Here is a 26,455-nt window from a genome sequence, read left to right on the forward strand (position 1 = left end):
GCGCGGACGCGGTCCGCACCCCAGGCATTTCAGGCCGCGCTGCCGAACCAGAAGGCGGTGTTCTTCGCCAGGAACTCGTCGTAGCGCATGTAATGCGAACCGTCGCAGGAAAACGTCAGGCTGATCATGCCGTTGAAGATATTGATCGAAGACATGCGCAGGTACAGGTTCTCGTCGGTCGTGCGCAGCGGCTGCAGGGTCGCCAGAATCTGCCGGATGGCAGGCTGCGGGATCACGGCGTTGGCAGGATAGATGCGCGATGGATAGACCAGGCAGATGTCCGGATCGCTCAGCGCCTCGCTGTCGAGGATGCGGTAACGGAACGGATCGTCCGCGGTCCAGATCGTCGCCTGGCTGCTGGAGAAGTGGATCTGGCACTGGAACACCCCGCGCGTGGTCAGCAGTTCCTCGAGGATGGACAGCGTCTGATCGAGATTGCGGTCCATCGGGCTTTCGATGCGGCACTGCTGGAAGACGGCCCCGCGTATCGCCGGGTCACCCTTGATCTGGCGCCAGTTCCTCGGCTCTTCGTAGAGTCGCGGTGTCGCCGGCAGGTTGCGCAGGTCGAAATCCGCACCGAGATAACCCCGCGTGCCGTTACCGTCGTACACGACCTGCAGGGCGGTCAGCGAGGGCCGGTTTTCAGCCAGGCTGATATAGGCATCCGACAGCAGGAAGCCCCAGTTCGGGACCGCCTCCTTCATGTACGGGCGCTGGGAACGGTCACGTCCGAAATAGTCGCTGCGCACCCCTTCGGCGCCGACGTTGTCGCAGACCTGCACACCGTTGGTGCCGACGCAATAGAGGTAACCGCAGTGCGGGATGGTGTCGAAGCCTTCCATGAGCACGCCATTCAACAGGGCGCGGTCGCCCCACACCGGTGCGCAGCGGCCGGCGAGTGCCGCCAGCGGTTCGTGCAACAGGCGTGCGAGCTGTTCCCGCTGCAGGTAAATGTTGTCCCGTAAAGAATATTCCATATCGTGCCATCTCCTTGCGTCGCCTCATGACGACAGCATGGCCAAACTTCAACAGCGTGCTACCGGGCTATTGGATTAGTCTTACCGCTGACAAGTTCCATCGCCTCCGGCGGTTCATACACTACACCTTAAGATCATCTCCTGCCATGTCGGTTACCCGCGCACCCGACGTGGCGACAAGCGTGCCGGGAATGCCAACTCGCATGCACAAAGCTGCGCGTAGCGGCGGGGAATGCCCGGTATCCGTGGCCAGGCCCGCCTGTACGACGGCGCCCGGCGCCAGGGTGGGCGCCGGCAATCTGTTCATACCCGGCGACTGCATGCGACCGACACCGGACGTCCGCGGTGCCGCACCAGCCGGCGACTAGGATATCGACACAGCCGGGAATGACGTACAGCCACCTCGGCCAGCGGCAACAGCCGGTTCGCGCAGCCAGGTGGGACACGATCACGGCGGCGGGATCGGCGCGTGCAGGCTCACCGCCCGGGAATGTCGGCAGCTTCGGGCCACGCTCACACAGCGACAAAACCGGGTTCGGCAGCGCGCGCGGCCGCGGTGCATGAAGCGATCGCTTCCAGGCGTGGCAGTAACTTCGCCGCGGTAGGATTCCTGCTCACCACCGCCAGAAGATGCCGGAAAACCGTCTTGATGTACATCAAGGACACCCCGGCGTGGCACCCATTCTAATCGTCACACGGTGACAGCCAACGAGAGAGGACGCGTCATGAGCACTGTGTTTACCAAGAGCATGGCGAGAAACATCTATTACGGGGGAAGTATCTTCTTCATCCTGCTGTTTCTCGCCCTGACCTTCGACACCGCCGGCAAGACGCCGGATCGCGACAATCACGCCGCAATGAACGCGCAGGTCGCGCTCGGCAAACGGGTGTGGGAGGAAAACAACTGCATCGGCTGTCATACCCTGCTCGGCGAAGGCGCCTACTTCGCGCCGGAGCTCGGCAATGTATACCAGCGCTTCGGCAACTCCACGGACGCCATCGTCGCCTTCATCAAGAGCCGCCCCGCCGACGGGATTCCGGGTCGCCGCAGCATGCCGCAGTTCAACCTCACCGACGAGGAGCTGGCAGCGGTCGCGGCCTTCCTGAAGTACACCAGCGAAATCAACAGCGCCAACTGGCCGCCCAACCTCCAGGGCTGAGGGACTCGTCATGCAATACAGATCACAAGCGGTTGCCAAACCCTATTTCATCGCCGCGATCGGCCTGTTCGTCGGCCAGATCCTGTTCGGCCTCGTCATGGGCCTGCAGTACGTGTGGGGTGATTTCCTGTTCCCGGAGATCCCGTTCAACGTGGCACGCATGGTGCACACCAACCTGCTGATCGTGTGGCTGCTGTTCGGCTTCATGGGCGCCGCCTACTATCTGGTGCCCGAGGAATCCGAACGCGAGCTGCACAGCCCGGGGCTGGCCCTGCTGCTGTTCTGGGTATTCCTGGTCGCCGGCGCCCTGACCGTGCTGGGCTACCTGCTGGTTCCCTACGCGGGCCTGGCCAAGCTGACCGGCAACCAGCTGCTGCCGACCATGGGCCGCGAATTCCTGGAGCAGCCGACCATCACCAAGCTCGGCATCGTGGTCGTCGCGCTGGGCTTTCTGTTCAACATCGGCATGACCATCCTCGGCGGGCGCAAGACCGTCGTCAACCTGGTCCTGCTGACCGGTCTGACCGGCCTTGCCCTGCTCTTCCTGTTCGCGTTCTACAACCCGGACAACCTGGTCAAGGACAAGTTCTACTGGTGGTGGGTCGTGCATCTGTGGGTCGAGGGCGTCTGGGAACTGATCCTCGGCTCGATCCTCGCCTTCGTATTGATCAAGGTCACCGGCGTCGACCGCGAGGTCATCGAGAAATGGCTGTACGTGATCATCGCCATGACGCTCATCACCGGTATCGTCGGCACCGGCCACCATTACTACTGGATCGGCACCCCGGAATACTGGCAGTGGTGGGGTTCCATCTTCTCCGCCATGGAACCGATCCCGTTCTTCATGATGACGGTGTTCGCCTTCAACATGGTCAACCAGCGCCGCCGCGAGCATCCCAACAAGGCCGCCGTGCTGTGGGCCCTGGGCACCGCCGTGATGGCCTTCCTCGGCGCCGGTGTGTGGGGCTTTCTGCACACCCTGGCCCCGGTCAACTACTACACGCATGGCACGCAGATCACCGCGGCGCACGGCCACATGGCCTTCTACGGCGCCTATGTCATGGTCGTGCTGACCATCATCTCCTACGCCATGCCCAAGCTGCGCGGCGAGGAAGCCAGCAGCGAGCGCTCGCAGGTGCTGGAGATGTGGTCGTTCTGGTTCATGACCGTGTCCATGGTGTTCATCACGCTGTTCCTGACCGCGGCCGGCATCCTGCAGGTCTACCTGCAGCGCTACTCGGACGCCCCGCAGGCGTTCATGACGGTGCAGGAGAAGATCGAGATGTTCTACTGGCTGCGTGAACTGGCCGGCGTTGTGTTCATGATCGGCCTGGTCATGTACGTGCTCTCGTTCTTCGTCAAGGGCGGCGCTCGCCACGCCCTGGCCCCGGCCTGAGCCGTGAGCGGGCGTGGGTTCCCCGGCAGCGACAGGGCAGCGTCACCTGCCGGGGGACTTCGCGATCTGGATCTTCATCTACGCGGAGCTGCTGGTGTTCGGCATCTTCTTCCTGTCCTATGCCTTCGCCCGCGCCGGCAATCCGGACCTGTTCAACATCCATCAGCAGTTCCTTGACCGCGAGAGCGGCGCTCTCAACACGATCTTGCTGATCACCTCCAGCTGGTTCGTGGTGCGCGCGCTCAACGCGATCCGCGCCGACCGGGGACGCGCCTGCGCCCGCTGGCTGGGGCTGGCCATCCTGTGCGGCGCGGCCTTCGTGGTGATCAAGTCGCTGGAGTTCAAGGCGAAGTACGCGGCCGGCATCTCGCTCAGCACCAACACCTTCTACATGTTCTACCTGTCGCTGACCTTCTTCCATTTCATGCACGTGCTGATGGGCATGGTCATCCTTGGCGCGGTCGGCACCAAGGCGCTGCGTGGCGGCTATTCCGCCGCTGCGCACACCGGCGTGGAAACCGGCGCCTCCTACTGGCACATGGTCGACCTGGTGTGGATCGTGCTGTTCCCGCTGGTCTACCTCATCCGCTGATCATGACGCACGCCGACCGCATCGCACTGTACGTCTGGCTGGTGCTGATACTACTCACCGCCGCGACCTACCTGCTGGGTCGGTTCGGCCTGGTCGGCCCGGCCGTGGTCCCGGTATTGCTCGGCACCGTGATCGTCAAGGGCCAGTTGCTGGCCAGCCATTTCATGGGCCTCAAGCACGTGCGTTCGCCCTGGCGCTGGGTCGTGACGGTCTGGCTGCTGGCAATCGTCGGACTCATCAGTGTGGCATACTGGATGGGAGCAGAATGACATGACACGCACATACGCCGCCATGCACGCATCCGCGCCGGACACGCCCTACTACCTGCCACAGCGCAACGAGGTGGAACTGTTCAGCTATGCCTGGCACAACCAGCTGCCCGTACTGCTGAAGGGACCGACCGGTTGCGGCAAGACCCGGTTCATCGAGCACATGGCCGCCCGCCTGGGCCGGCCGCTGTACACCGTCGCCTGCCATGACGACCTGACCGCCGCCGACCTGGTCGGGCGGCATCTGCTCGGCGACGGCGCCACCGTCTGGCATGACGGCCCGCTCACACGCGCGGTACGCGAGGGCGCCATCTGCTATCTCGACGAGGTCGTCGAGGCGCGCAAAGACACCACCGTCGTGCTGCACCCGCTGTCCGACGACCGCCGCATCCTGCCGCTCGAGCGCACCGGCGAGATCCTGCAGGCCCCGCCGGAATTCATGCTGGTGGTGTCGTACAACCCGGGTTACCAGAACATGCTCAAGGGCATGAAGCCGTCCACCCGGCAGCGTTTCGTCGCGCTGCGCTTCGCTTACCCGGCACCCGCGCTGGAAACCGAGATCGTCTGCGCGGAGACCGGCATCGACCCGCCGTCCGCCTTGCAGCTGGTGCGGCTGGCCGGCGATTTGCGCGCGCTCGAGGACCACGACCTCGAGGAGTCCGCCTCGACGCGCCTGCTGATCTACTGCGCACGTCTCATGCGCGACGGCTTCGACCCGCTGGAGGCCGCCCGCGCCGCGCTCATCGAGCCGCTCTCCGACGACGAGACCACCGTCGCGGCCTTGATGGAGGTCGTGCAGGCACACCTGGGCGCCCGCGACGCCTGATCCGCCCCGGCATGGCATTGACTATAGTGAAATCGAGATGAACGCACCCCGGGCAGAACACAGGACCGGCCAGGACCCCCCCGGCCGCGGGCTGGCGATTGCAGCCGAGACGCTGTACCTGGTCAACCTGCTGCTGTTGCCGGGCCTGGCCTTCCTGGCGCTGCTGGTGCTGTACCTGAGCCGCCGACACACGGCCGCACCCCTGGCCGCCAATCACCTGTCGCAGACCACCGGCGTCAGCATCATCGGCGGCGCCCTGATCGTCACGGTGCTTCTGGCCATCGTCCTGCTCGGCGCGCTCGATACCGCCTGGACCTGGGTGGTGGCGATCCTCTATTTCACCTTCGTGCACAGTACCCTGATCCTGCTCGGGGTGCTGGGTCTGGTGCGCGCCATGGCCGGCGAGCACTACCGCTATCCCCTGCTGGGACGCTACTTCCGCTCATGAACCGCACCCAGCGTCTGCGGCTGGCCTGGCGCACCGGCTTCTTCGCACTGTTCCTGCTGGCAGCGCCGCTCGACCTGTTCCGCTACGACCTGACCCGCGGCCATTTCATCCTGTTCGGGCAGCCGTGGACGCTGGGCATCGACGCGGCCGGTGCGCTGCCGGTCGGTCTCAACATCCTGCTGCGCGGCCTGCTGCCGCTGCTGATCGTGCTGGGTTTCGGCATCTGGGTCGCCTGGCGCTATGGTCGGCTCTACTGCGGCTGGTTGTGCCCGCACTTCAGCGTGGTCGAACTCATCAATGCCCTGATGCGGCGTGCCTGCGGCAAACCCTCGCTATGGGAACGCGATCCCCTGCCCGAACGTCAGTCCGACGGCACGCACATCGCACCGCGCGCGGTCTGGTGGCTGGCGGTGGGCGCGGTCGCGCTCGGCTGTGCCCTGCTCTGGGCCATCACCCTGCTGACCTACCTGCTGCCGCCGGCCGAGGTCTGGGGCAACCTGGCACACGGCACACCCACGCGCAACCAGGCACTGTTCATCGGCGTGGCCACCCTGCTGCTGCTGCTGGAATTCACCCTGGCGCGCCACCTGTTCTGCCGCTTCGGCTGCGCGGTCGGGCTGTTCCAGAGCCTGATCTGGATGGGCAATCCGCGCGCGCTGGTGGTCGGCTTCGATACGCAGCGCGCGGCGCTGTGCGCGGGCTGTGACGCCTCCTGCGAACATGCCTGTCCGATGCGGCTGCAGCCGCGCCGCATCAAGCGCCGCATGTTCACCTGCACCCAATGCCAGCAATGCATCCAGGCCTGCGACCGGGTCAACCGGCCACTCGGCCAGCCCGGCGTACTGCGCATGGTCACCGGTGACGACGCGCTCCATACCGCTGCCTCCGCCCACCGGCGCCCGGTGGCAACCCCTGCAGGAAAGCCGCACTGACATGGAAGAACAGGTCGGGGCACTCTGGCATCGTCTGATCACGCGCGCCGCGCGCCGCGATCATCCCGCAGCCGCGGTGGAACTCGCCGAGGTGCGTCTGCCGGCGGCGCTGCTGTTCCGGGCGCTGGGCGGCGCACCGGGCCTGCAGGTGAAACCCGCCACCGAGACCACGCACGGTGCGCGCCGCCCGCTGCTCGAGCGCATCGCCGGACAGGGCCGGCGCGTCGAGCTCGCCTGGCGCGACGCGGAAACCCTGCGCCTGCCGGCACGCCTCGCCTGGTTTGCGGAGCGCGACCTCAACCGGGATCTGTACCTGTGGCTGGCGGCGCTCGCCGCCATGCCGCAGGCGGCCGGCGGCGACTGGTTGCAGCGCAACGCCGCAGCGACCGCCGCTGTGCTCGCGCGCTGCCCCGGCCTGTGTCCGCGCTACCGGCGGCTGGTGCAGGCCCACCTGGCCGACCGGCCGGCAGCGGACGGCATGGGTGCAGCGGAGGCGGCCCGTGAACGGGCGCTCCGCGCCGCGCTGGAGCACCCGGATGTGCGGGCCGCGCCCCTGCCTGCGGCCTCCACCGCACCCGCCCCGGTGCCGCTGTGGCTGCATCCGGCCCCGCCCGTTTCGAACACGCCCCGATCCGCGCCGGACGATCCGGAGGACGCAGAGGCCACCGGCGGTGACAGCACCGATGTGGAGAATGCCAAACGCCGGCGCGGCGAACGCGTGGACGCCCCCAAAGGCCGCGGCGGTCTGCTGGCCTTCCGCCTGGAAAGCCTGTTCACCCGCGCGGAATATGCCAGCGTGGACCGCAGCACGGAGGAAAGCGCCGATCCGGACGCGCGCGCGGCGCTCGAGGACCTCGATGTCCTGAGCCTGGCGCGCGCGCGCAAACGCACTGCCGCACGTCTGCGCTTCGACCTCGACCTGCCGCCCGAGGCACACGACGACATCCGGCTCGGCGCCGGCATCGCACTGCCGGAGTGGGATTATCGCCACGGGCGGCTGCTCGACGCGCATTGCCGCCTGCAACCCATGCTCGCGCGCGATGCGCCGCCGCAGCCGCTGCCCGTCCACCTGCGCCAGCATGCACGGCGCCTGCGCGCCCTGTTCGAGCACCTGAAGCCGGCCCGGGTCTGGCAGCATGACCAGCCGGACGGCTGCGAACTGGATATCAACGCCGTGATCGCGCACGCCGCGGAGCGCCTGCAGGGCCGGGAACCGGACGATGCCGGCCTGTTCCGCGACCTGCGCAACGGGGCGCGCGATCTGTCCTGCCTGCTGCTGGCCGATCTCTCGCTGTCGACGGACGCCTTCATCAGCGACCGGCAGCGCGTCATCGACGTCATCCGCGACAGCCTGTTCCTGTTCTCCGAGGCGCTCGCCGCCACCGGCGACCGCTGCGCGCTGTACGGCTTTTCCTCGCGGCACCGCAGCCACGTGCGTTTCCATACCCTGAAGGCGTTCACCGAGCCGCACTCGGACACCGTGCGCGGACGCATCAACGCACTGCGTCCCGGCTACTACACACGCATGGGTGCCGCTATCCGGCATGCCACGCACCTGTTGCAGAAGGAGCCTTCCGCCGACCGGCTGCTGCTGCTGCTCACCGATGGCAAGCCCAACGACCTGGATCACTACGAGGGACGCTACGGCATCGAGGACACACGCCACGCGATCCAGACAGCGCAACGCTGCGGCGTGCGGCCCTTCTGCGTGACCATCGATCGCAAGGCGCGCGAATACCTGCCCTATCTGTTCGGCAGCAACGGCTGGATGCTGGTGCGCAATGCCGGCGAGTTGCCGGGCAAGCTGCCGCAGCTGTACGCCCGCCTGACGGGCTAGGCTATCACGCCACCGCTGCGCACGTATTCGCGCAGGCGCTCGATGTCGTGGATATCCACTGCATTGTCCTGGATCTCCAGGAAGCCTTCCTTGGCGAGCTTGGCGAAGGTGCGCGACAGGGTCTCCGGCGTGATGGACAGGCGCGAGGCGATCACGTGCTTTGGCGTGTCGAGATGTATGGTACTGGTGCCGAGATCGGTGCTCGGCACCTGGTCCAGCAGGTAGGCGATAAGGCGAAAGGCGGCGTTGTGCAGGGTGAGACGGTCGATCTCGGCGATCTGCCAGTGCAGGCGCCGGCTCATCTGGGTCATCACTCCGAAACAGGCATCGGTCGACTGGCGCAGGATGCTCGCGTAGGTGGCTGCGTTGACACCCCAGACCGAACTGCTGACCAGCGCCGTTGCCGAGACCGGGTAGATGGGCGCACCGGCAAACATGAGCGCCTCGGCGAAGGAGCCGCCGGGAGAGATCAGGTCGATGACCTTCTCGTGGCCCTCGGGGGAAACCAGCGCCAGTTTGACCTGACCGCTACGCTGCAAGAAGATGTCCTTCGCCGGCTGGCGCTGCTCGAACAGGACTTCGCCCTCCTGCAGGATGACGAGGCGGGTATGGTCGAGAATCTGGTCGAACTGGTCCTCCGGCAAACGTGCGAACAGCACACAGCGGCGCAGGCAGACCTGCGCATCGCTGCGTTGCTCGGGTGTCAGCTGGCGCATGGTTCCGGCATGAAGAATGGCTCCCCCTGCCGCGCATGTTAACAGGAACGCGCAAACGAATGGGGGGACGGCTGGGACGGCAGTTGCCGGCCGGTCCGGTAGCGCTGCGAGTTGACCACCCGGCGCCAAATCACTACCCTATCTCCTCGCAGCAAATCGGGCGATTAGCTCAGCGGGAGAGCACTGCCTTCACACGGCAGGGGTCACTGGTTCAATCCCAGTATCGCCCACCAATCAAATCAATCAGTTGGAAACCCCATTACCACCTGATCTGGGTCTTAACTGATTATTTGTCACAGCGTTGTCCACTCGAACGTCTGCGAGTGTGACAATGGCGTCCTTCCGCAAACGCGGCGCATAGCAATGGCAGGCACAGGTCCGCAAGAAGGGCCAGCCGCTGCACAGCAAAACCTTCGAGACCCGTAGTGAGGCCGAGCAGTGGGCGTGCGCCATCGAGGTCGAAATGGACCCGGGCGTGTTCGTCTCGCGCGCCGAGGCCGAGACGACCACGCTCAAGGAACTGTTCGAACGCCACCTGGCCGAGATCACGCCCCGCAACAAAGGCGCGGCCTCCGAGGCCAACCGCCTGCGCGCCCTGATGCGTCTGCCGCTCGCCCGGCGCTACGTCGCCGGCATCCGCGGCATGGACATTGCCTGCTTCCGACAAGACGGCTGTGCAAGGTCAGACCGTCCACCGTCAAACTCAATCTGGCGCTCCCTACGGCAGCGGACCGGCAAATACCGCGAGCCATCGCGGCGACGGTGGCGCAAAGAAAATGGCGGGGTCGATGGTGGCGCTGTGCTGCTCTGCGCGAGCGTGGTCGTGGGCACGCTGCCGCAGACAGTTCAGAACGAGTTCCATGGTGCTGCGGGCCCGGCAGTGGCAGGGATTCCGGCACCGGACACGGTCATCGGTTGCGGCGAACTGCTCCGAATCCAGCGCAAGTCAACACAATAACGCAGCAGGCGGATTAGATACGGGATGGAGGGATTGATTGAAAATCGCCGACCCACGGCGGCTGCTCGTTAATCCCTCTGTCCCCTTGCATGATGGCACAGTCGTGATAATGCGGTCAGTATGCATGTTGTAACGTCACCGCATACGACTATGCAGTGCGTTTGCGCCGTGCCACACCCAGCAGGCCGAGCAGGCCGGAACCGAACAGCCACGCCGCAGCCGGTACCGGCACATGGTTCACGACACCTTCGATATGCAGGTAATACCGGGAAACCTCAATGAGTCCCGTTAATTCAGCGGGTGCCGTAGCAGTGTAGTCGAGGGTGAAGGTGTCTCCGTATATGCCACTCCACGTCAGGTTGCCAATACCATCGGCATAGGTCATGCCACAGCCCGTGGGCGGATTGCAATTGGAGGGGGTGTTGGGTGCCCAGGCGCCAGTACCCATCGCGTAGTCGATGCCTTTCAAAAGACATGGTCCAGCCTGACATGTCCATACCCGCGGCCAGGGGCGAAAACGGGATGGTGATATAGTCTTGACCTTGGCCACCACCTGGGAACTGCCAGAGTGCATCAATCTCGCCGGGCAGGCTGGTCAAGCCCACGATAAAACCTGTTGTGCCCATGGCTATGGGAACTTTTTCAGGTCCTCGTATCTTGCCATCGCCGAATGTATCGAATAAGAAGAATGATCCGGATGAAACATCCACAGGAGATCCAAACTGGTCCGTAACGGCTACGCCGGCATCGACCGTCAGCCGGTCGCCGTTCTGCAATAACAGGTGACTGGCCTGGGCGGTCAGGGCGCCGGTACCCAGCAGGGCAAAAAGGGCTATTGACAAGGGGGTCTTGTGTGCCGTCATGGAAAGCTCCTCCTGATTGCGGTGATGCAACGCATGGGGATCTAAGGGGCTTCTGGTCCCTGGATCCCGAATCCTTGAGGCGTCATGCCACCGGCATTTATTAAAATCTTTATCACAGTGTATACATAATTACCCACGGATCAATAAACAACCCGACGCAGCGGCATCCGCTGCAGGGGTTATCAGGGGGCATTCCGCCGGCTGATGACACGGCCAGGTCAGTAATTTCCTTGAATTTCAAACGGAGATCACTTCGACGCTGTCTTGCCGCTGCTGCAGCGCCGGCCAGCCCGTCGCGATTACACCTGCAGATCGTCAGGGCCTGTTTTCGCGTCCTTGCTGTAGACGCAGACGTAACCTTCAACCGCCTTGCCTTGCTGTTCCCGTATCGACAATTTTTCGAGATAGCGCTCGCGCAGGCCGGCGACACGGGCCATGTGTCTGATGTACTCGATATGATGCTGGTATCGACCGGTGGGTTGCAGACGATAATCGCCTTGCTCATTGAGCAAGGCCTCGACTGAAAAGGCGAAGACCCCGCCCAGGGTTAACACGCGAACGACCTCGATGAAGGTCGTCTCGAGATCGCCCATGTAGACGAAGACATCGGCCGAGGTAATCAGGTCAAACGTCGCATCGGGTTGGTCTTGCAGGTAACCATCGACATCTGCCTCGACGAGTTCCGTGTAGGCCTTTCTGGCAGCCGCTCTTTCCAGCATCCTGGGCGAGAGATCGATGCCGACGAGACGTTGGTAGCCCTTGAGCGAGTCAGCCATCAGACCCGTGCCGCAGCCCAGGTCCAGGATGGTCGAGACAGTGTCCGGCCCCACTATACCAATTGCCCGGGCGATACATTGCGGGGTGCGGTAATTCAGCGTGCTGACGAGATGGTCTTCAAACGTATCGGCATAATAGTCGAAGGTGCTTCTGACGTACTCGGCCGGTGCCGTCACGCTGTTATCACCGCTCAGTGCGCTCAGCATATGACGTGCCGTGGCGTCATCGGGCACCAGCTTCAGTACGGCCTCAAAGTGCAGACGTGCCTCGTCATAGTCGCCACGACCCTGCAGGATCAATGCGAGATTGTGGTGCATGTCGGTGCAGTCGGGGTAACGCGCCAGTGCGCTGCGATAATGCGCGATCGCACCTTCCTCATTGCCGGATTTCCTGAGTGCAACGCCGATTCGCAATTGCATGTCCGGCGCATCGACATGCTGCGGACTCATCTCCCGGAACAGTTCAAGGGCACGCAACGGCGCATTGCAGGCTAGCGAAACATCTCCCAGCCCGGCGAGAGCGAGAAAGTGCCCCGGTGACAGTTGCAGGGCTTGTTCGAAAGCCGCCCTGGCCTTGCTGATACGATTCAGTTGCAGGTAGGCTGTACCGAGATTGATGCAGGCATCGAGCAGATCGGGTTGTAGTTCGCAGGCGCGCAGTAGCGACTGACAGGCACCCTCGGGATCGCCTGTTTTCAACAGGATGTTACCCAGATTGGCATGAAACATCGCTGCTGTGGGAACGATGCGGATCGCGCGCCGAATGAGGTTCTGTGCCTGCTCCGGATCACCCAGCTCCATTCGGCAGAGACCGAACAGATGCAGGGCATCGGCATTTTTCGGCAGTGCCTGGACGATGACGCTGAGCAGGTTGTTCGCCTGCTGCAGGTGTCCGGCTTGTAACTGGCCCATGGCCTTGGTCAGGGCATCAGTTGCACGTGTCCGGGTTCCATCAGGCAGCCTGATGATTGACTTTGCCGGATTTGTCATCTCTCTGCCATCTTATGCTGTGAGCCCCGGGCTATAGCAACGATATCCCACCGATCGATAGGTAACCAGACGCAGTGGCATCCGCTGCAGGCGTATCCGGAGCGGCATGCGGCAACCGAAAACCCGTGTCGCGTGAACGCCTAACAGCGGACGGCAGGAGGTCACTGGTACAATTCCAGCATATCCACCAAACGAAATAAAAAGTTACTACACACACCGCTCAACTTCCAGCCAGCGAAACCCGCTCCGGGAAAGGTGCAGCGATAATGCGGAATTCCAGCAGAAAACAAAAGCACACACCCCGCGTCAGGTCAGGGTGTGTGAGTGACCAGGGAGGCTGTGAATTATTGTTATTAGCGAGTCACTGGTTAACAGAGTATCGGCGTGACAGCCGGCTGCCTATTGGCCTGAGGTACCAGTGCGACCGCCCCGGCAATTTCCAGTTCACACTCGGTCAGACCGCCGACAATCATGCCTTGCAGTTCAGTCGCATGCATGCGGGATGGTGCCAGCAACAGTCGGTATGTGAGACCGTTTCGACAATGGTTGTGTGCTAGCGACCCAGCGACCAGTTGCTACTTCCGGTGCTCTACTCTGAATACTGCACGATACGTCAGTGTTGTATGACAGCGTTGCTGGATATGAAGACAAGTGCACTGCCTTGACTGATCAGATCAAGCTAAGGGTTTGTGCCGACAAATCGAGGCATACATCCAAGAGCTAACCGACTCACACAACCTGAACGTCGATCAACAAATCGCACCAGTCAATCATCCGACCTGCATTGCAGGGAATGCAATCAACCCCGTGCGACCTATGCCGACCGGTTCCGGTTTGCTGACCGCGTACACGCACAGCAACACTCCGTTGCACACCCCCCTGCTCGGCAGGCCATGTCAACCGCCTGGCATAGCAGACTCACCGGCATCTTGTGGCGGGTGCCGCGCAGACGGATCAGGCGGACCGGGATTGCCGTACGTAATTTTACGTATTTTTTACCGGTTCTTACTCCAGTAGTCTGCACTACCAAATGAGAATCTCGAGCCAGTTCGAGGACTTTACTGTCTCCCACAGGGTGATCAGTAGTAACAATCTTTCTTACATTAGAGTTATATCTATTTGATTATTTTTACTTAATCCGGAACGCACAATGGCACCCACAAGCACACGCAAGACATCTGCAAGGCAACCCGCCCGGAGCAAAGCCGCGAGGGAGAAAACGACCCAGGATGGCTATAAGACCGGCAAACCACGGCTAGCCGGAACGTCGCAGCCAGCAATCGACAAAGCAGCGATCAAAACGACCGAGCAATCCAAGGCAGACAGCAACCCGCCCGGCATGACGCCGGAAGAACGCCGGCAGATGATCGCTGTCGCCGCCTATCACCGGGCGCAACAACGGGGCTTTGCGCGTGGCGCTGAAGTGGAAGACTGGCTCGAGGCGGAAAAGGAGATCGAAATCCTTCTCGCCGGTTGAAGCGAGCCGTTGATTTTGCGCGGACACCGGAAGTCTCACTAGCTTGCAGCAGATGTCGGCGGAGCGGACGGTGCATGCATCTGCACAGAACGACCGACAGCGCGATCCAGCACCGCACAGGTGCACCGGACCCCTGCAATTGCGCGTCCACGGTCGATTGACAGGTAGCGAGACAACAGCATGCAAATGGTCACACATCACCTCAACGATGATCGTCAGAGCGGTTATTTCGCCATCGACTGTGGCTATAAGATCTGCCACTGGGTATGGGACGCGGGCACCTCGACTCTGCGGGTGCGGGTCGGCTACGCCGAGCGGCCCGTGGAGTTACAGCATTCCGATATTGACCGCTTGTCAGAAGACCAGCTGCTGGAATGCCTGGTTGAACTGGCCAAGCGCACTGGTGAGGCGCTGGGCGCCAAATTCGGCCCGAAGTCACCGGGGTAAAGCGCAAGCACCGGCACTGCGAATAGCGCTGGATTCCCTCCTGGCATGCATATGTCAGCACCCGGCAATCGAACCGCGGTGTTTTCCCTGACTGCCGCTTAACCGCCACTAACGTGTATTAGCCGGCATCGGTTGCACTGCCGCCCTACCATCTCCGTCATCCGCCTGTCCAGCATCGGTACGGCGAAGGCACGACATCCCGACGGCGGCACAGTGCCAGTTGCGGAACCGGCAGACATTGAAACATTGCCTGCAGCATCCGGCATCACGATCATGCCCGTCAGCTGAAACCATACCCCGCGGATCCGGTCTATAGACTGGCAGGGATCTGTTCAACAATGCCATCCAGGCACGCTGTGCCGGTACCTGCTGTTTGACTGCGGGCATGCCGTCATGTTTGCCCCCTGGACCATGAGCAGCGCAGGAGCCATCAATATGAAATCGAATCCACTCACCCGCGTCTGCGAACTCGGCCAGAGCCTCTGGCTGGACTACATCCAGCGTGACATGCTCGAGAACGGCGAGTTGCAGCGCCTGATCCGCGACGACGGTATCAGTGGCATCACTTCCAACCCGGCCATACTCGCCAAGGCGATCGGTGACCACCATGAATACGACGACGCCATTGCGGAGGCGGTACGGCACGGCACAGGCGCGCCCGCGCTGTACGAAGCACTGGTGCTGGCAGACGTTCAGGCTGCGGCCGACTGCTTCCGGCAGGTGTATGAGCATAGCGGCGCGCGCGACGGCTATGTCAGCCTCGAAGTGTCGCCACATCTGGCGCACGATACTGCAGGAACGATAGGCGAGGCCCGTCGCCTGTGGCAACTGTTCGGGCGCGACAACGCCATGATCAAGGTGCCGGCTACCCGCGCCGGCATCCCGGCCATCGCCACACTCGTGGCCGATGGGATCAATATCAATGCCACCCTGCTGTTCAGTCTCCCGCGTTACCGCGAGGTGGCCGATGCCTACCTGCAGGGACTTGAATGGCGCCTGGACGGCGGCCTGCCGATCGACCGCATCGCCTCGGTGGCCAGCTTCTTCCTCAGTCGTATCGATGTACTGATCGATGCAGACCTGGACCGTCGGCTTGCACAGGATCCGGAACTGGGCAGGCACGATGCCGCTCTGCGCGGCCAGGTTGCCGTGGCCTGCGCGAAACTGGCCTATCAGGACTTCAAGCAGCTGTTTCAGGATGCACGCTGGCGGCGGCTGGCACAGCGCGGCGGCCGGCCGCAACGTCTGCTTTGGGCAAGCACCTCGACCAAGGATCCGGCCTACAGCGACGTGAAATATGTCGATGCCCTGATCGGCGCGGATACCGTCAACACCCTCCCGCCGGAAACCCTCGCAGCCTATCGTGATCACGGTCAACCCGCGGCACGGCTGGAGTCGGACGTGGCCGCTGCCCGGGATATCCTGCAGAGATTGCCGGCTGCCGGCATCGACCTGACAGCCGCAGCCAAGCGGCTCGAACAGGAAGGGGTGGACAAATTCATCAAGCCCTATGACCAACTCCTGGCACTGCTGGGACAACGCACGACAAACCCGGGCGCCTGAACGATCTACCGTGCCCACGTGCACCGCAACGACCGCGGCGTATCGAGTGCAGGGCCCCGCTGCGTCGGCTGGCCCCTTAAAGACACTGCCGGCCGGCGCCGATAGCCTGTGTTGAGCGAAGCCAGGGAACGGACGCCCGACACTGCGCACGCCCGGGAAACCGCGCGACGTCCACCGTCTGGATCCGAGACAGACATGAACAGGGATAACAACGCGCACACCAGCCGGGAACCAGCGCAGCCAACCGGATATGATGCCATGCACGCAGACACTCGCACATCTATCCATCCGCAGACGATTATCACGCTCGGCCTGGGCAGCCAGGCACGCGCGGCACTCGAGCGGCTGTTCGCCAGCCGCGAGGATGCGGCTTACGTGTTCGTTGAGCGGTTCGAGGATGCCGGCATCGGCATCGTGGATCTGGACGCCCCCCAGGCCAGAGAGCTGTTCCAGGATTTCCGCCGGCGCCTGCATGGCCAGGTGCTGGTATTGTCGGCGCATGATCCCGATATGGACGACGTCATCTGGCTGCCGAGGCCGATCAAGCCGTCATCCCTGCTTTCCGCCCTGGCCGGACTCGCGCCGCGCACCCCGGCGCCACGCGTGCCTGCCTCATCCCCGCAGCCGAATGTCTCGAATCTGAACACGATCGAGGACGTCGCAACGGACATGCCAGAGCGATCCTGTGCGCCTGCAAACGACGCGCCAGACGCGGCGCAGTCCGCAACTTCGGAGCCGGGGCAGACACAAACGGCGGATGCAGACATCATGGTCGCAGCGGAGCCGCATCCCGCAGCGACAACATTTACCCGCCCGGCTGAGGCAGCCGATCCGCTTGCGACGACCTGGGCCGCCGGCCTGGCGAAGACCGAACGCCGCAGACACCCATCGTACGGCAACCTGAGTAATGATGCATATGCGGATCCCGAGCGAAGTCAGCTGTTCTTCTATGACCCTGCTGAATACTTTCAGGGCAAATTGCAGGCTGCCATGGCAGCAGCATTGGACAGCAACCAGCCGTTGCTCGTGCGCATGAACGGATCGGAGAAATGCCTGACCATCTTTCCGGACGGCGACCGGGTACAGAGCGACGTGAAAGAACATTTCCTGCGCAGCATGTCCATGGTGAAAGGTAGTGGCAGAACGGTCACCACGGAGCTGTTACCGCCCGGCACCCAGCCCGCGCCGGCGGTGGGTGAGTTACGCCTGCAAAGCAGAATTGGCCTGCTGTGGAAGGTTGCGCTATGGACCGCAATCGGCCGCGTCCCGAAGGGAACCCGGCCTGAACACCCCGTGCAGCTGGTCTACTGGCCAAATTTCACCCGCATACTCATTCCGCACTACGGCATCCAGATCGCATCCCTGTGGTCGCAACGTCCGGCAACGTTACTCGAAACAGCCGCAATACTCGATATCGATTACCGCTACGTTTTCAGCTTCTACAGTGCCGCAATTGCAATCGGTGCGGTGGCCCAGGCGAATAGTGGCACGTACGATAGCCGGGAATATACACCTGCCGGACAGCGCGGCATCCTTGGGCGCTTGCTGATCCATCTGGGTGCGCGGGACTGAATTCGATGAGCGCAGACGCAATGCTTGAGCACACGATCATCTTCAGCGGACCCGCAGGCGCCGGCAAGACCAGCGCGCTTGCAGCACTCGACCTGAAATCGCCACAACGGCAACGTCCGGCGCTTGCTCCTGACACCATGGACCACGGCGTCCTGCAACTCAGCCGGACGGAACGTATCCATTGTTACGGTATCAGTGGTCGGTATTACAGCGAGCACGCACAGGTCATACCATCCGCGAATGCCCTCGGGCTGGTGCTGCTGCTGGACAACACCCTGGCAAACCCTTTCGCCGAGTTGGATTTCCATCTCGATGTATTTGGCGATTTCATCGACCGTTCCGGGCTCGTGATCGGCGTAACGAAAATGGATATCGGGGAAACCCCCAGCCTGGTCGAGTACAACAATTACCTGCGCAAGCAGGCGCAGCTGTACCCGGTTTTCGAAGTCGATACCAGAAAACAGCGTGATGTGGCCATCCTGATACAGGCGCTGCTGTACTGTATCGATCCGCGAATTCGCGCCTGCGGCTGACATCGCATCCGTTAGCCACCATCGCTGCCTGCCAACGTCCGGCGAGCCTCCCCGCGTACCCGTAACGGCAGACTGCCGCTGCCACTGGGCAGGGGCTACGCGCGCGACCTGGCGCCAACCCCATTCCGCACCCGCCCCTCTGGTGGCGCCCGATGAGCATCCGAGGCCCCCACGGCGCGGTTCTTCACCATGCGCCAGGCCGGCCCGACATTTGCTGAAGCGCACTTCATTATTTGGCACAGAATATTATACTTCAGTATAATTATTTTACAGGTATGGTCTTTTTCTGCCGATAATTATACTATCGTTATATGTCCAGTCATATCATGCAACTGATCAAACAGCTGGTGGCCGTTGCCAGGACGCGTGGCCTGTCGCAGGCCAGGCTGGCGGAAATGGCCGGCATGACCGCGGTCGGCCTGAGCAAGGCCAAACGCCGGGGCGACATACGCGCCTCCACGCTCGAAGCGCTCGCCGCACAATTGGATCTCGAACTTGCGCTCGTACCGCGTCGCGCCAGGGAAAAGGCGACAGCAGCGATCAAGTCCGGGACCTTCTTCCGTCTCCCCGGTAATGGCGATCAGGGAGATACCTAGGCATGGCGCGCGACCAGCATGCCGTGATCTGGACCCGGTTGACGGGGACCCCCGAGAAGATGGGGCATCTGGTGCTGTCGGGCGATCTGGCCGCCTTTACCTATACCAGGGAGTATCTGGCAACCGGCCAACCCGGTTTCTGCCTGCTCGGCGACGGCAGGATCTGGGGCACGGATACCGTGACCTACCCCGTCAGTGAACGGATACCGGTCTTTCCCCGCCTGCTCAGCCTGATCCCGGGCAACAACCCGCGCAACCTGCAGCGCCGACACTACCTCGATATCCTGCGGATGCGATCGGGCCAGGAACCGCCGCCCGGCCTGGAGACGGAATGGCAGCTACTGGTGTTGGGTGGCCATGGCGGTATCGGCCACATCGACGTTTTCGCGGATGACATCGCCGCCGAACGCTGGTACCACGGCAGCGACACGCCGTCCGCGGCCGGCGCAACACGCCCGCCCCTCGACCGACGCTCCCAACTCTGGCGCATGCTCAAGCGCGAAGTACTGGATGAAAACGTCGAATTCGATGTGCGCCTCATCGAAGCGACGCTCGGACCGACGCCTTCGGTCGGCGGCATGATCCCGAAACTGCTGGTTTCCCTGACCCCGGGTTCATCGACTCCCGATTTCCTCCCGCCCGAGACGCCACAACAGCGCGACGTGGTGCTGAAGATCGAACCGCCGGAGTACGCCGGCCTGCTGGACCTGGAGGCCCTGTGCCTCGAGATCCATCGCGAGGCCGGTTTCGAGGTGCCCGCCTGGCACCGCTTCGACGACAGCGAACTGCACTTCCTGGCGGTGGAACGTTTCGACCGCGTCGAAGGCAGGCCGGTACCGATGGAATCCCTGTTTTCGGTAATCGCCACCGGTGACCACCGTTTCCGTGAAACCGGCGATATCGTGCTAGACGAACTCGGCACCATCCTGGAACGTCTGACCGAGGTGGCCACGCTGCACAGGGATGCCGCAGCGCAGCTGTATCGGCGTCTGCTGCTGGCCTTGCTGACTGGTAACGGCGACCTGCACCTGGACAACATCGCACTGCTGGGTGGATTGTCCGACTGCCGGCTGGCACCGGTCTACGATCCGGCACCCATGCGTGCCTGGCCACGCCACAACCTGGTCAGCGCCATTCCCTTCGACCCGTCCGGCTATTCAGACCACGGCGCCTACTATGCGGACCTGGGAGAATCCTTCGGGCTGACTGCCGAGGCAACGGACCGGTGCATCAGGGCTGCACTCGATGCGACCGCGGATTTCGGCGAACGGGTACTGGCGCTGCAGCGGGTGCCCAAGCAGCAGCGTATTGGACTGGCGGCGATCGCACACCAGGAACGGACACTGCTGGAACGCCATTCCGGCTAGGATTGTTGTGAGAACGTAGTCACCGGAACACTGCGATCTCCACGGGCCCGGCGCAAAGCGCTTGTCCGGTTGTCACCCTCACACCGACGGCAATTTCCCTCCTTCGCAACCACGGGATTGCGGCAAGCATCTGCTTCGCCGGCTGCAGCGCAACGCCGTCCGCGGTACGCTGAATACAACCTGACCCCACTCGGCGTCCGCAATGCGCACTGCCGCACAGATTCAGCATTCAATCCTTTTACCACTCTTCTACCAGTCTGTTTTAATTGATTATTTTTTCCACTTTACCCGAGTGTTTTGCTCAAGTATTCATTTACTGCGCCGTAGGTGTTGGACAGGAGCCGGTCGCTGTAATGCAACCCGATCCGAGAATGGACGCGCAGCGTCAGTCGGTACTGGCCTGAGGCAAAGCGGTGCTGCTGCGCAGTCAGGGAATGACAACCGGCATGAGGCGCGACATATGGTCAGCCTGAAGAAGATCGCAGACTGCGCATTCAGTTACCGCAACAGGCTGTTGTTGCCGATCGCACTGATGTTGCTCTCTGCAGGCTACCTGCATATGGTCTGGTTCCCCGGCGTCTATTCCGAGGTACTCGAGAACAGCCAGCGCGCCGAAGCCGACTACCTGCAGATTCTTGGCCAGCGTGTTCAGGGTGTCCTGGAACAAGAAGACGCGGCAGCGGCCTCTCACCTGTTGCAACAGGCCCTGGAGCAGCACCCCGCTTGGATGTCCATCGAACTGGACGGCTCACTCGAGAACAGCATTCACGTGCAGCAGGAGCATATCCCCGCCAGCACGACCCAGACCTATATCAGCCTGCCGCTGGGGCTGCGCGACGATCTGCCGCTCACCCTTTCCGCCGGCATCGACTTCAGCAGCCACCATTTCGGCGGTCTGATGCAGCTGCGGATCTTCGAGCTGCTGCTGGTGACGAGTATCGTGCTGGCGGCGCTGGGCGGTTACTATCTCCATGAAAACAGCGTGCGCAAACCGCTGCTGGCGCTTTCCCGCACCGCGGAACGGCTCATGCACTCCGTTAGTCACACGACGCAGCCGATGCGCATGATCAACGAACTCGGCAAACTGACCCAGGTGCTGACCTTCCTGCATTCCGAGCTAATCAGATGCCAGATCGAGATCGAGCAGCGTCATCGCGTGCTCGAGATCATCCGCAAGTCACAGCTGAACTTCATTCGCGATATCGAACCGGGCGACATCTTCTTCAATATCATCGGCGACCTGCTGGATCTTACCGACAGCGAGTTCGGTTATCTTGGCGAAATCCTCTATCACCCGGATGGCAGCCGCTACCTGCGCGTAATCGCGCTGAAGAACAACGGACTGTATGACGCCGCCTTCGACGAGTTGCAGGGCAGCGCCATGTCGATTCGCCAGGACACGCTGACCGGCAGAGTCATCAATCAGGCAGGCATTGTCACGCTGGACTCGGCCGCCGTCATCCAGGATGTTGCCGGACTGGACAACTATCTGCCGCTACCCAACACCTACATCGGAATCCCGTTCATGCGTGGCGCCAAGGTCATCGGCATGCTGTGCCTGGCCAACAGGAAGCAGGGTTACGACGCTGAGCTTATTGATTCGCTGCAACCGATTGCCAGCACCTGCACCAGTCTGGTCGAGGCCACCAAGAATGAGCGCGAACGCGCACGGGTAGCCGCCGAACTCGAGGACAAGGTGGAACATATCAAGGCCATCGTCGACACCGTGGTTGACGGCATCATCACCATCAACGAGAAAGGCATCATCGAATCCTTCAACCCGGCTGCCGAGATGATATTCGGCTACCGGTCCGAGGAGGTCGCCGGCAAAAACGTCAGCCTGCTGATGCCGGAGTCATACCGCCATGCGCATAACGGCTATCTCGAAAACTATTGCTTGACCGGCGAACGCAAGGTTATCGGCATCGGCCGCGAGGTTGAGGGTCTGCGCCGCGACGGCAGCGTCTTCCCGATGGACCTCGCTGTCAGCGAGATGTATGCCGGCGGCGCCCGCATGTTCACCGGCGTGGTGCGTGATATCACCGAGCGCAAGGCAGCCGACCGCATCAAGAACGAATTCATTTCCGTCGTTAGTCACGAACTGCGCACACCCTTGACCTCGATCCACGGCTCACTGCGGCTGATCGAAGGCGGAATGGCCGGCAAGATATCGCGCAATTGCACGGAACTCGTCAGGCTCGCCAACAAGAATGTCGAGCGGCTCATTCGCCTCATCAATGACTTGCTGGATATCGAGAAAATGGAGGCAGGCAAGTACTCCTACCAGCTCGAACCCATGGGGATCAGGGACGTGCTCGAATATGCCATCCGGGAAAGTTCCGGCTATGCACAGGAACACGATGTTACGTTGGCATGCGCGGCGATCCCCGACGATATCGAGGCCAATATCGACCGCGACAGGATCATCCAGGTCATGGTCAATCTGCTGTCGAACGCGGTCAAGTTCTCGCCTGAGAACAGCGTGGTGGAGATCACGGCAGGACTCAACGGCAACCAGTTGCGGGTCTCGGTCACGGACCATGGCACGGGAATCCCGTCCGAGTTTCAGGACAGCGTGTTTAAGAAATTCTGTCAGTCCGATTCTTCCGACAGCCGCAAACTCGGCGGCACCGGTCTCGGTCTGAGCATATGCAAGTCGATCATCGAGGGGCACGGTGGCAAAATCGGCTTCGACACCATGCCGGGACAGGGCACCACCTTCTACTTCGAACTGCCCGCGACCACACCAGCGACTGCAGTGGCGCTGCCAGGGCGGCTCCGGATCCTGCTCTGCAATGCGGACGATGCTGTTGCCGAGCACTGCGATTTCCTGCTGCGCAACGCCGGATTCGACATCGACAAGAGCAGCGACACCGCCGCTGCTGTACGCCTGCTGGATGAACAACACTATGATGCCATGATACTTGATCTGCCTGCTCGGGATGCCATGGCCTTTGCCAGCACCCCGAGCGTCCAGGACGTGGGTATACCGGTAATCATGCTCTGCGATGCTGCGGACGACAATGCGGTTCAGACCGTGACAACTGACACAATCAGGCAGTTGTACAGGCCGATCGATGGTGAAGTACTGGTCGATGCCGTACTGCAGTGTGTACAACATGGCTGTCAGGTCCGCCGTATCCTCCATATCGAAGATGACCCGGACATGCTGGCGCTGGTCCAGGCCATACTGGCCGACACCTGGCAAATCATACCGGCACGGTCACTGGCGGAGGCGCGCAAGCTGCTTATCGAACATGACTATGACCTGGTCATGCTGGATATCGGCTTACCTGATGGCTCCGGACTTGATCTGCTACCTGATATCAGGCAGCGCGAATACCCAGTCATGCTGTTCTCGGAGGAGGACTCCATCGAGAGCGCCATGTTCAGCTTCGACGCCAAGCTGGTCAAATCCTATACCAGCAGCGCGACGCTGCTCAAAACAGTACTGGACCTGACCGAGGCTGCATGAAACCGCGACCCCGGGCAGCGACTCCAACGGGAGATGTGCCATGAACACACCACAACGCATACTGTACGTGGAAGATGAAACGGATATCCAGACCATCGCCCGTATCGCACTCGAGATGGTCGGCGGCTTCACGCTGGAGGTTTGCGATTCCGGCAAGGAGGCGCTGGAACGGGCGACGACCTTCGAACCCGATCTCATCCTGCTCGATGTCATGATGCCGGATATGGACGGCCCCTCGACGCTGAGCGCACTGCGTTCGCTGCAGGCAACACAGGACACCCCGGTAATCTTCATGACGGCGAAGGCACAACGCAGCGAAATCAACGAGTACAAGGCGATGGGTGCGCTCGATGTCATACCCAAGCCCTTCGACCCCATGCTGCTCGCCGACAATATCAGATCCATCTGGGAGCGTTCCCATGTCAGCACCTAGTCTACAGGCCAGGCAGAAGCTGGCCGCATTGCAGTATAGCTATGTCTGCAATCTGCCCGGCAAGCTGGGCGCGATCATGCATGAATTCGACCGCCTGAGAACGGATGCAGATGCACCGCAGGCACTAGGTGAATTGCACAAGCTCACGCATCAGCTGGCCGGCTCTGCCGGAAGTTTCGGTTGCCGGGACATCAGCGTCGCAGCACGCGAATACGATGCATTCCTCAGCCAGCTCGACCCGTCGCACAGCCCGAACCGTACCGACATGCGCACGCTGGAAATACTTTTCGAACAACTGCAGCATGTGATCGACAGCACAGTGGCAACCACGCTGCACGCCGCAACCGACACCACCGACAAACCCAACCGGGAGGTATAGACCATGAAGATCCTGATTGCAGACGATGACCGAGAACTGAACTGTTATTTCGAAACCTGGCTCGCCGCGATGGGCTGCGACGTCATCACCGCCGTCGATGCCATGCAGGCGATGAGCTTCAGCGTGAAACATCAGCCGGATGTGATACTACTGGATGTGGAGATGCCGGCAGGCACCGGCCGCAACGCCCTTCTCAACCTGAAAAAGTCGCGGCAGACACGGGCGATACCGGTCATCGCATTCTCCGGCAGCACAAATCCGTTCCTGTATAACGAAATGACCGACTTGGGTGCCGTGGAATTCCTGCAGAAGCCGGTCGATCCGGAATCACTCTACAGCATCTTGCACCACTATGCCGAGGCGCGCCAGTCGGCCTGACCCCGGGGACGACATGATTGCGGCACCGGTCCCGCGAAACGCCGGCGTCATGCAGCGCGCCCATTTAGCATCCGTGCAAGCGTGATACCACATGACTGGCCGTCGTCCGGTCGTCACGGACCGGCAGCGCCGAGGGTCGTCGAATCCCGCCCACCTGACGCCAGCACCGCGCAGGAATCATTCAATCTGGCTGCTGTCATAACGGCATCTGCTTCAACCGAGCGCTGCCGACATGCCCCATCCTCTTGGCCGGATCTTTTGCTTCGGACTCGCGATCGCCTGCAATTGCCTGCATGCCGACGTCTTGACGGTCAACGGTTACCGTTACGAGGGTGGCACGCCGGACTTTCCCGGCACGCAGCGCGTCTATTCAGCCTGGAATCCGCGCAACGACCAGGAATTACTGGCGCCAGGACTCAAGGTCCTGTTCTTCGGCGAGGGCACCGGTTGCGACCGGACGGCCGCGAACGGTCCGACCGCCGCGCACGGCAATCCGTATGTGCAGCGGTCGCATGAACTGACCGGCATCGACTACACCCCGGAACTCGGCATGACCTGGACACCCGTCGGGGATCTCGCCGCATGCGACCCGGCAGCACACCGCATGGCGGGAGACGCCTTCGTACATCTGAACCCCGCTGCCGCAAACGGTGGCGTAGCGCTGTTCACCACTAACGGACGTGACGCCACGGGACGTACGCCGTTCCTGCAACCCTTCCCGGCCACGGGCCGTAACGGCACCGGTAACAATGCCTTTATCACCGGCACCTTCGTCGCATTCCGCTTCGGCACCGGCACTGCCTTCGGCATCCTGCCCTGGCAGCGGTCCGCGAACGGACTCGAACCACTGCTCGAGATCCGCAGCACCCAGTCGGTCGCGCGGGTCCTACTCCCTGCAGCCGATTCCCAGGCGTCTGAGACATCAGCCCAGGCCAAGCAGCAACTCGCCTTCACGCTACTCAACCGGCACTGCCTGCATACCCTGGGCGGCCCCGGCAGGCTGTGCCAGATCCAGTACCTGCTCAATATCGCCGTCTACCGCAGCGGCATCGAAGACTGGGATGCCGTCGACTGGTTCAGGGATGCGGCGGTACGCGCTGATCCTGCCCAGGGTGGCATGCCCGTGGTACATGGTCCGATACCCGCCAGCGGCGAGACGGCACATGAGGCCCGCACCGGTTATGCGCTGTACAGTTCTGCTGGCACACCCACGCAGCATGCCCCGTTCAGCGGCCGGACATTTACTGTCCGTATTACGTTCCCGCAGCTGCTGCACGCGGTGCGTGCAGCCACCGCGGCACGGCTGGACAAGGTTGCGACCGACATAACCGACACCGATCTGCGCACCGAGTTCGGCGCACACTGGGACGATCCGGCGGAATGGTCATTGCTAGCGGTCAATGTCGGCCAGGAGGTCTATAACCGCACGCGCGAACAGGCGTCCATCGGCGGCAATTTCCAGACCCTGTCCCTCAGCGGGCGCGACTAACGCATA

At 62.2% G+C, this 26,455-nt stretch carries 27 protein-coding genes and 1 tRNA gene; 22 read left to right on the forward strand and 6 right to left on the reverse strand.

Annotated elements, in window-relative coordinates; all coding sequences use genetic code 11:
• Positions 1-29 precede the first annotated feature (29 nt).
• Together R3F42_02225 and R3F42_02230 are read right to left on the reverse strand one after the other, a co-directional pair.
• Positions 30-977, reverse strand: a complete 948-nt coding sequence (locus R3F42_02225) for a PDC sensor domain-containing protein (GenBank protein ID MEZ5540839.1) — start codon at positions 975-977, stop codon at positions 30-32.
• 513 nt (positions 978-1,490) lie between these two features.
• Complete coding sequence (locus tag R3F42_02230) at positions 1,491-1,634, reverse strand: hypothetical protein (protein ID MEZ5540840.1); 144 nt, start codon at positions 1,632-1,634, stop codon at positions 1,491-1,493.
• A 68-nt stretch (positions 1,635-1,702) separates the two neighbouring features.
• Between R3F42_02230 and R3F42_02235 the strand changes: the two genes are divergently transcribed.
• From R3F42_02235 to R3F42_02270, 8 genes are read left to right on the forward strand one after another with little or no spacing between them, the layout of a single operon-like run.
• Positions 1,703-2,137, forward strand: a complete 435-nt coding sequence (locus tag R3F42_02235) for a cytochrome c (GenBank protein MEZ5540841.1) — start codon at positions 1,703-1,705, stop codon at positions 2,135-2,137.
• A gap of 10 nt (positions 2,138-2,147) precedes the next feature.
• Positions 2,148-3,533: a cbb3-type cytochrome c oxidase subunit I gene (locus tag R3F42_02240; protein ID MEZ5540842.1), complete on the forward strand. Its 1,386-nt coding sequence runs from the start codon at positions 2,148-2,150 to the stop codon at positions 3,531-3,533.
• A gap of 13 nt (positions 3,534-3,546) precedes the next feature.
• Entirely contained in the window at positions 3,547-4,125 is a 579-nt protein-coding gene (locus R3F42_02245) for a cytochrome c oxidase subunit 3 family protein (GenBank protein MEZ5540843.1), read from the forward strand.
• A 2-nt stretch (positions 4,126-4,127) separates the two neighbouring features.
• Positions 4,128-4,394: a cytochrome C oxidase subunit IV family protein gene (locus tag R3F42_02250; GenBank protein ID MEZ5540844.1), complete on the forward strand. Its 267-nt coding sequence runs from the start codon at positions 4,128-4,130 to the stop codon at positions 4,392-4,394.
• Between the two features lie 22 nt (positions 4,395-4,416).
• Positions 4,417-5,220 (forward strand): CbbQ/NirQ/NorQ/GpvN family protein, encoded by an 804-nt coding sequence (locus tag R3F42_02255; protein ID MEZ5540845.1) that lies wholly within the window; start codon positions 4,417-4,419, stop codon positions 5,218-5,220.
• A gap of 37 nt (positions 5,221-5,257) precedes the next feature.
• Positions 5,258-5,668, forward strand: coding sequence for a hypothetical protein (locus tag R3F42_02260; protein MEZ5540846.1), 411 nt, complete (start codon positions 5,258-5,260; stop codon positions 5,666-5,668).
• On the forward strand, positions 5,665-6,600 hold the full coding sequence (locus tag R3F42_02265; protein ID MEZ5540847.1) for a 4Fe-4S binding protein: 936 nt from the start codon (positions 5,665-5,667) through the stop codon (positions 6,598-6,600). The genes R3F42_02260 and R3F42_02265 overlap by 4 nt, the downstream gene beginning before the upstream one ends.
• A 1-nt stretch (position 6,601) precedes the next feature.
• Entirely contained in the window at positions 6,602-8,437 is a 1,836-nt protein-coding gene (locus R3F42_02270) for a VWA domain-containing protein (GenBank protein ID MEZ5540848.1), read from the forward strand.
• Here R3F42_02270 and R3F42_02275 read toward each other — a convergent pair.
• A complete protein-coding gene (locus tag R3F42_02275; protein ID MEZ5540849.1) occupies positions 8,434-9,153 on the reverse strand; it encodes a Crp/Fnr family transcriptional regulator in 720 nt (239 codons plus the stop codon). The genes R3F42_02270 and R3F42_02275 overlap by 4 nt on opposite strands.
• Positions 9,154-9,311: 158 nt before the next feature.
• Between R3F42_02275 and R3F42_02280 the strand changes: the two genes are divergently transcribed.
• Both R3F42_02280 and R3F42_02285 read left to right on the forward strand, forming a co-directional pair.
• A tRNA-Val gene (locus R3F42_02280) sits at positions 9,312-9,386 on the forward strand.
• A gap of 230 nt (positions 9,387-9,616) precedes the next feature.
• Positions 9,617-10,111: a hypothetical protein gene (locus R3F42_02285; GenBank protein MEZ5540850.1), complete on the forward strand. Its 495-nt coding sequence runs from the start codon at positions 9,617-9,619 to the stop codon at positions 10,109-10,111.
• Between the two features lie 148 nt (positions 10,112-10,259).
• Here R3F42_02285 and R3F42_02290 read toward each other — a convergent pair whose 3' ends face one another.
• The 3 genes from R3F42_02290 to R3F42_02300 form a co-directional block, all read right to left on the reverse strand.
• Positions 10,260-10,352 (reverse strand): VPLPA-CTERM sorting domain-containing protein, encoded by a 93-nt coding sequence (locus tag R3F42_02290; GenBank protein ID MEZ5540851.1) that lies wholly within the window; start codon positions 10,350-10,352, stop codon positions 10,260-10,262.
• Between the two features lie 52 nt (positions 10,353-10,404).
• A complete protein-coding gene (locus tag R3F42_02295) occupies positions 10,405-10,974 on the reverse strand; it encodes a hypothetical protein (protein MEZ5540852.1) in 570 nt (189 codons plus the stop codon).
• 299 nt (positions 10,975-11,273) lie between these two features.
• A complete protein-coding gene (locus tag R3F42_02300) occupies positions 11,274-12,740 on the reverse strand; it encodes a tetratricopeptide repeat protein (GenBank protein MEZ5540853.1) in 1,467 nt (488 codons plus the stop codon).
• Positions 12,741-13,890: 1,150 nt separating this feature from the next.
• Between R3F42_02300 and R3F42_02305 the strand changes: the two genes are divergently transcribed.
• The 12 genes from R3F42_02305 (at position 13,891) to R3F42_02360 (ending at position 26,449) form a co-directional block, all read left to right on the forward strand.
• Positions 13,891-14,217: a DUF2934 domain-containing protein gene (locus tag R3F42_02305; protein ID MEZ5540854.1), complete on the forward strand. Its 327-nt coding sequence runs from the start codon at positions 13,891-13,893 to the stop codon at positions 14,215-14,217.
• A gap of 180 nt (positions 14,218-14,397) precedes the next feature.
• Complete coding sequence (locus R3F42_02310) at positions 14,398-14,664, forward strand: hypothetical protein (GenBank protein ID MEZ5540855.1); 267 nt, start codon at positions 14,398-14,400, stop codon at positions 14,662-14,664.
• Positions 14,665-15,099: 435 nt separating this feature from the next.
• Entirely contained in the window at positions 15,100-16,227 is a 1,128-nt protein-coding gene (gene tal / locus R3F42_02315; protein MEZ5540856.1) for a transaldolase, read from the forward strand.
• A gap of 258 nt (positions 16,228-16,485) precedes the next feature.
• The gene (locus R3F42_02320; protein ID MEZ5540857.1) at positions 16,486-17,799 is read left to right on the forward strand and encodes a hypothetical protein; all 1,314 of its coding nucleotides are present in this window, start codon (positions 16,486-16,488) and stop codon (positions 17,797-17,799) included.
• A 5-nt stretch (positions 17,800-17,804) separates the two neighbouring features.
• Positions 17,805-18,332, forward strand: a complete 528-nt coding sequence (locus R3F42_02325; protein ID MEZ5540858.1) for a GTP-binding protein — start codon at positions 17,805-17,807, stop codon at positions 18,330-18,332.
• A gap of 326 nt (positions 18,333-18,658) precedes the next feature.
• Positions 18,659-18,928: a hypothetical protein gene (locus tag R3F42_02330; protein ID MEZ5540859.1), complete on the forward strand. Its 270-nt coding sequence runs from the start codon at positions 18,659-18,661 to the stop codon at positions 18,926-18,928.
• A gap of 2 nt (positions 18,929-18,930) precedes the next feature.
• Positions 18,931-20,295: a HipA domain-containing protein gene (locus R3F42_02335; protein MEZ5540860.1), complete on the forward strand. Its 1,365-nt coding sequence runs from the start codon at positions 18,931-18,933 to the stop codon at positions 20,293-20,295.
• Positions 20,296-20,755: 460 nt separating this feature from the next.
• Positions 20,756-23,770: a PAS domain S-box protein gene (locus R3F42_02340; protein MEZ5540861.1), complete on the forward strand. Its 3,015-nt coding sequence runs from the start codon at positions 20,756-20,758 to the stop codon at positions 23,768-23,770.
• A gap of 40 nt (positions 23,771-23,810) precedes the next feature.
• Complete coding sequence (locus R3F42_02345; protein ID MEZ5540862.1) at positions 23,811-24,203, forward strand: response regulator; 393 nt, start codon at positions 23,811-23,813, stop codon at positions 24,201-24,203.
• Positions 24,190-24,582 (forward strand): Hpt domain-containing protein, encoded by a 393-nt coding sequence (locus R3F42_02350; protein ID MEZ5540863.1) that lies wholly within the window; start codon positions 24,190-24,192, stop codon positions 24,580-24,582. The genes R3F42_02345 and R3F42_02350 overlap by 14 nt, the downstream gene beginning before the upstream one ends.
• Before the next feature lie 3 nt (positions 24,583-24,585).
• Entirely contained in the window at positions 24,586-24,960 is a 375-nt protein-coding gene (locus R3F42_02355; protein MEZ5540864.1) for a response regulator, read from the forward strand.
• 232 nt (positions 24,961-25,192) lie between these two features.
• Positions 25,193-26,449 carry a hypothetical protein gene (locus R3F42_02360; GenBank protein ID MEZ5540865.1) on the forward strand — a complete coding sequence of 419 codons (1,257 nt, stop codon included), beginning with the start codon at positions 25,193-25,195 and terminating at the stop codon, positions 26,447-26,449.
• Positions 26,450-26,455 lie beyond the last annotated feature (6 nt).

The sequence above is a fragment of the Pseudomonadota bacterium genome (assembly GCA_041395565.1).
In the GTDB taxonomy this organism is placed as follows: Bacteria; Pseudomonadota; Gammaproteobacteria; order UBA9214; family UBA9214; genus UBA9214.

What these genes read in the sequence shown, in the direction of transcription:
- R3F42_02225 (MEZ5540839.1), bottom strand. Translation starts at nt 977, where the DNA reads ATGGAATATTCTTTACGGGACAACATTTACCTGCAGCGGGAACAGCTC.
- R3F42_02230 (MEZ5540840.1), bottom strand. Translation starts at nt 1,634, where the DNA reads ATGTACATCAAGACGGTTTTCCGGCATCTTCTGGCGGTGGTGAGCAGG.
- R3F42_02235 (MEZ5540841.1), top strand. Translation starts at nt 1,703, where the DNA reads ATGAGCACTGTGTTTACCAAGAGCATGGCGAGAAACATCTATTACGGG.
- R3F42_02240 (MEZ5540842.1), top strand. Translation starts at nt 2,148, where the DNA reads ATGCAATACAGATCACAAGCGGTTGCCAAACCCTATTTCATCGCCGCG.
- R3F42_02250 (MEZ5540844.1), top strand. Translation starts at nt 4,128, where the DNA reads ATGACGCACGCCGACCGCATCGCACTGTACGTCTGGCTGGTGCTGATA.
- R3F42_02255 (MEZ5540845.1), top strand. Translation starts at nt 4,417, where the DNA reads ATGCACGCATCCGCGCCGGACACGCCCTACTACCTGCCACAGCGCAAC.
- R3F42_02260 (MEZ5540846.1), top strand. Translation starts at nt 5,258, where the DNA reads ATGAACGCACCCCGGGCAGAACACAGGACCGGCCAGGACCCCCCCGGC.
- R3F42_02265 (MEZ5540847.1), top strand. Translation starts at nt 5,665, where the DNA reads ATGAACCGCACCCAGCGTCTGCGGCTGGCCTGGCGCACCGGCTTCTTC.
- R3F42_02270 (MEZ5540848.1), top strand. Translation starts at nt 6,602, where the DNA reads ATGGAAGAACAGGTCGGGGCACTCTGGCATCGTCTGATCACGCGCGCC.
- R3F42_02275 (MEZ5540849.1), bottom strand. Translation starts at nt 9,153, where the DNA reads ATGCGCCAGCTGACACCCGAGCAACGCAGCGATGCGCAGGTCTGCCTG.
- R3F42_02285 (MEZ5540850.1), top strand. Translation starts at nt 9,617, where the DNA reads ATGGACCCGGGCGTGTTCGTCTCGCGCGCCGAGGCCGAGACGACCACG.
- R3F42_02295 (MEZ5540852.1), bottom strand. Translation starts at nt 10,974, where the DNA reads ATGACGGCACACAAGACCCCCTTGTCAATAGCCCTTTTTGCCCTGCTG.
- R3F42_02300 (MEZ5540853.1), bottom strand. Translation starts at nt 12,740, where the DNA reads ATGACAAATCCGGCAAAGTCAATCATCAGGCTGCCTGATGGAACCCGG.
- R3F42_02305 (MEZ5540854.1), top strand. Translation starts at nt 13,891, where the DNA reads ATGGCACCCACAAGCACACGCAAGACATCTGCAAGGCAACCCGCCCGG.
- R3F42_02310 (MEZ5540855.1), top strand. Translation starts at nt 14,398, where the DNA reads ATGCAAATGGTCACACATCACCTCAACGATGATCGTCAGAGCGGTTAT.
- tal (MEZ5540856.1), top strand. Translation starts at nt 15,100, where the DNA reads ATGAAATCGAATCCACTCACCCGCGTCTGCGAACTCGGCCAGAGCCTC.
- R3F42_02320 (MEZ5540857.1), top strand. Translation starts at nt 16,486, where the DNA reads ATGCACGCAGACACTCGCACATCTATCCATCCGCAGACGATTATCACG.
- R3F42_02325 (MEZ5540858.1), top strand. Translation starts at nt 17,805, where the DNA reads ATGAGCGCAGACGCAATGCTTGAGCACACGATCATCTTCAGCGGACCC.
- R3F42_02330 (MEZ5540859.1), top strand. Translation starts at nt 18,659, where the DNA reads ATGCAACTGATCAAACAGCTGGTGGCCGTTGCCAGGACGCGTGGCCTG.
- R3F42_02335 (MEZ5540860.1), top strand. Translation starts at nt 18,931, where the DNA reads ATGGCGCGCGACCAGCATGCCGTGATCTGGACCCGGTTGACGGGGACC.
- R3F42_02340 (MEZ5540861.1), top strand. Translation starts at nt 20,756, where the DNA reads ATGGTCAGCCTGAAGAAGATCGCAGACTGCGCATTCAGTTACCGCAAC.
- R3F42_02345 (MEZ5540862.1), top strand. Translation starts at nt 23,811, where the DNA reads ATGAACACACCACAACGCATACTGTACGTGGAAGATGAAACGGATATC.
- R3F42_02350 (MEZ5540863.1), top strand. Translation starts at nt 24,190, where the DNA reads ATGTCAGCACCTAGTCTACAGGCCAGGCAGAAGCTGGCCGCATTGCAG.
- R3F42_02355 (MEZ5540864.1), top strand. Translation starts at nt 24,586, where the DNA reads ATGAAGATCCTGATTGCAGACGATGACCGAGAACTGAACTGTTATTTC.
- R3F42_02360 (MEZ5540865.1), top strand. Translation starts at nt 25,193, where the DNA reads ATGCCCCATCCTCTTGGCCGGATCTTTTGCTTCGGACTCGCGATCGCC.